Source organism: Xanthobacter sp. BG11Y11_SDJG (assembly GCF_057364445.1).
Genome location: NZ_JBNFNU010000483.1, coordinates 1 through 2,802, shown reverse-complemented (window position 1 = coordinate 2,802; position 2,802 = coordinate 1). Strand labels below are relative to the sequence as shown.

1 protein-coding gene and 2 pseudogenes are annotated in these 2,802 nt (G+C 66.2%); all 3 read left to right on the top strand.

Features of this window, described 5'->3' with window-relative positions; all coding sequences use genetic code 11:
• The first annotated feature begins 92 nt into the window (after nt 1-92).
• On the top strand, nt 93-905 hold the full coding sequence (tatC, locus tag AC2W7M_RS23230; RefSeq protein ID WP_486135277.1) for a twin-arginine translocase subunit TatC: 813 nt from the start codon (nt 93-95) through the stop codon (nt 903-905).
• A gap of 195 nt (nt 906-1,100) precedes the next feature.
• Nucleotides 1,101-1,772: pseudogene (locus AC2W7M_RS23225) on the top strand (serine--tRNA ligase); the annotation flags it as partial.
• A 263-nt stretch (nt 1,773-2,035) separates the two neighbouring features.
• Nucleotides 2,036-2,641, top strand: a pseudogene (serS, locus tag AC2W7M_RS23220) (serine--tRNA ligase); the annotation flags it as partial.
• Nucleotides 2,642-2,802 lie beyond the last annotated feature (161 nt).

Here is a 2,802-nt window from a genome sequence, read left to right as displayed (position 1 = left end):
CCGCCGCCGCCGGCCGAGCCGCTGCCGGCGCCCACCTTCGACCCGCCCGCCCCCGAGGCCGCGCCCGTGAGCGTGCCCGACAAGAGCGCCTCATGAGCGAGCACGACGAGATCGACGCCTCCAAGGCCCCGCTGATCGAGCATCTGATCGAGCTGCGCTCCCGCCTCATCAAGTCGGTGGTGGCGTTCCTGATCGCCTTCTTCCTCTGCTTCACCTTTGCCAAGCAGATCTACAACGTCCTGTTGTGGCCGTATGAGTTCGCCTCCGGCTTCGCGCCGGGCGTGAAGCTGATCTACACCGCGCCGCAGGAATTCCTGTTCACCCAGATCAAGCTCGGCATGTTCGGGGCGGCGTTCATCTCCTTCCCCGTGGTGGCGACGCAGATCTACATGTTCGTGGCGCCGGGCCTCTACAAGCACGAGAAGAACGCCTTCCGGCCCTATCTTGTGGCGACGCCCATCTGCTTCCTGATCGGCGCGGCGTTCGTCTATTTCGTCGCCATGCCGCTCGCCATGACCTACTTCCTGGGCATGCAGCAGGCGGGCGGCGAGGGGCAGGCGGAAATCTCGCTGCTGCCGAAGGTTTCGGAATATCTCTCGCTCATCACCACGCTGATCCTCGCCTTCGGCATCTGCTTCCAGCTGCCGGTGGTGCTGACGCTGCTGGCGCGCATCGGCATCGTGACGCAGGACATGCTGCGCAAGGCGCGGCGCTACGCCATCGTCGGCGTGTTCGTGGCGGCGGCGGTGCTGACCCCGCCGGACGTCATCAGCCAGCTCTCCCTTGCCCTGCCGACCTGGCTTCTCTACGAGGTGTCGGTCTATCTGGTGGGCATCGTCGAGAAGCGGCGGGCGGCGGAAGAGGCGGCGCGCGATGCGGCGGACGCCTCGACGCCGGCCAGCTGAGCGGCGGGGTTCCTTCCGGAGTCTTGGTTTTCTGGGCGCGGGGCTTCTCCTTAGCCGTCATGCCCCGGCTCGTCCGGGGCATCCACGCATCCGTCGGCCGCGCGCTTGAGGGAGAGGTGGATGGCCCGGACAAGCCGGGCCATGACGCATGAGGGGGACGCCGGTCGCAGCCCGCTTCATACGGCGGAACGTCTCATGCACGACATCAAATGGATCCGCGAGGAGCCGCAGGCCCTCATCGACGCGCTGACGCGGCGCGGCGGCGGGTCCGAGGCGGCGGAGCTGGTCCAGGGCCTGCTCGCCCTCGACGAGGAGCGCCGGGCGAACCTCACCAAGCTCGAAGGCCTTCTGGCGCGCCGCAACGCCGCCTCCAAGGAGATCGGCCAGGCCAAGGCGCAGAAGGACGAGGCGAAGGCCGCCGCCCGCATGGCCGAGGTGGCGAAGCTCAAGGAGGACGTGCCGGCGCTGGAAGCCGAGGTGAAGCGCATCGACGCCGAGCTTGAGGCCGAGCTTGCCGCCATCCCCAACGTGCCGCTTCCCGACGTGCCGGACGGCAAGGACGAGCACGACAATGTTCCGAAGTCCGCCTTCGGGGAGAAGCGGACCTATGCCTTCGCGCCGAAGCAGCATTTCGAGATCGGCGAGGCGCTCGGCCAGATGGATTTCGAGACCGCCGCCAAGCTCTCCGGCGCCCGCTTCGTGGTGAACAAGGGCCCGCTGGCGCGCCTGGAGCGCGCGCTGGGGCAGTTCTTCCTCGACGTGCACACAAGCGAACACGGCTACATGGAGGTGAACCCGCCGTTGCTGGTGCGGGACGAGGCCATGTTCGGGACGGCGCAGCTACCGAAGTTTCGTACCGATCAATTTTTCGGAACGGGCATTCCTGATCTCGATATTAGATCAATTAGATCTGCATACGATGAATTTTTAACGATGATGAGTTGGGAAATATTGTATCGGGATTGCAGGATCCTCAAACAACAGAAGCATTTCAAAATTTTTATGAAGCCAAGAATCATCAGCCGTCGGCTGATGATGACCCGCCATACCCTCGGCATGTCATTGAATATTTGAAAGATGTATTGATCGAGAATATTCTTTCTGTTCAGGCGGGGCGCCCTCGGCGCCTCTGGCTCATCCCCACCGCCGAAGTCCCCCTGACCAACCTCGTCCGCGAGTCGATCCTCTCGGAGGAAGAGCTGCCCCTGCGCCTCACCGCCTGCACGCCCTGCTTCCGGGCGGAAGCCGGCGCGGCCGGGCGCGATACCCGCGGCATGATCCGGCAGCACCAGTTCACCAAGGTGGAGTTGGTCTCCATCACCACGCCGGAGAAGTCGCTGGAGGAGCACGAGCGCATGCTCGCCTGCGCCGAGGCGGTGCTGCAGAAGCTGGACCTGCATTACCGCGTGGTCACGCTGTGCACCGGCGACATGGGCTTCGCCTCGCAGAAGACCTACGACATCGAGGTCTGGCTGCCGGGGCAGGGGGCGTACCGCGAGATTTCCTCCTGCTCGGTGTGCGGCGACTTCCAGGCCCGCCGCATGAACGCCCGCTACCGCCCGGCGGAGGGGAAAGGCCCGCGCTTCGTCCACACGCTCAACGGCTCGGGCGTCGCGGTCGGCCGCGCCCTCGTGGCGGTGATGGAGACCTACCAGCAGGAGGGCGGCGCCATCGCCGTTCCGGAAGCGCTGAAGCCCTATATGGGCGGCCTCAACGTGGTGGAAAAGCTGAAATAGCGCCTCCGCGTGCCCCGCCGCAACCCTCTCCCCGGCGTGGAGGGGGGCGCGAACGGTGGGGCGGACGCCTCTCGCGCGAGCCGGCCGCCTCGCGCGCCCGCTCATGCCCCGGCTTGTCCGGGGGCTATCCACTTTTGGGGCCGTTCCGAGCCGCCGGCCGG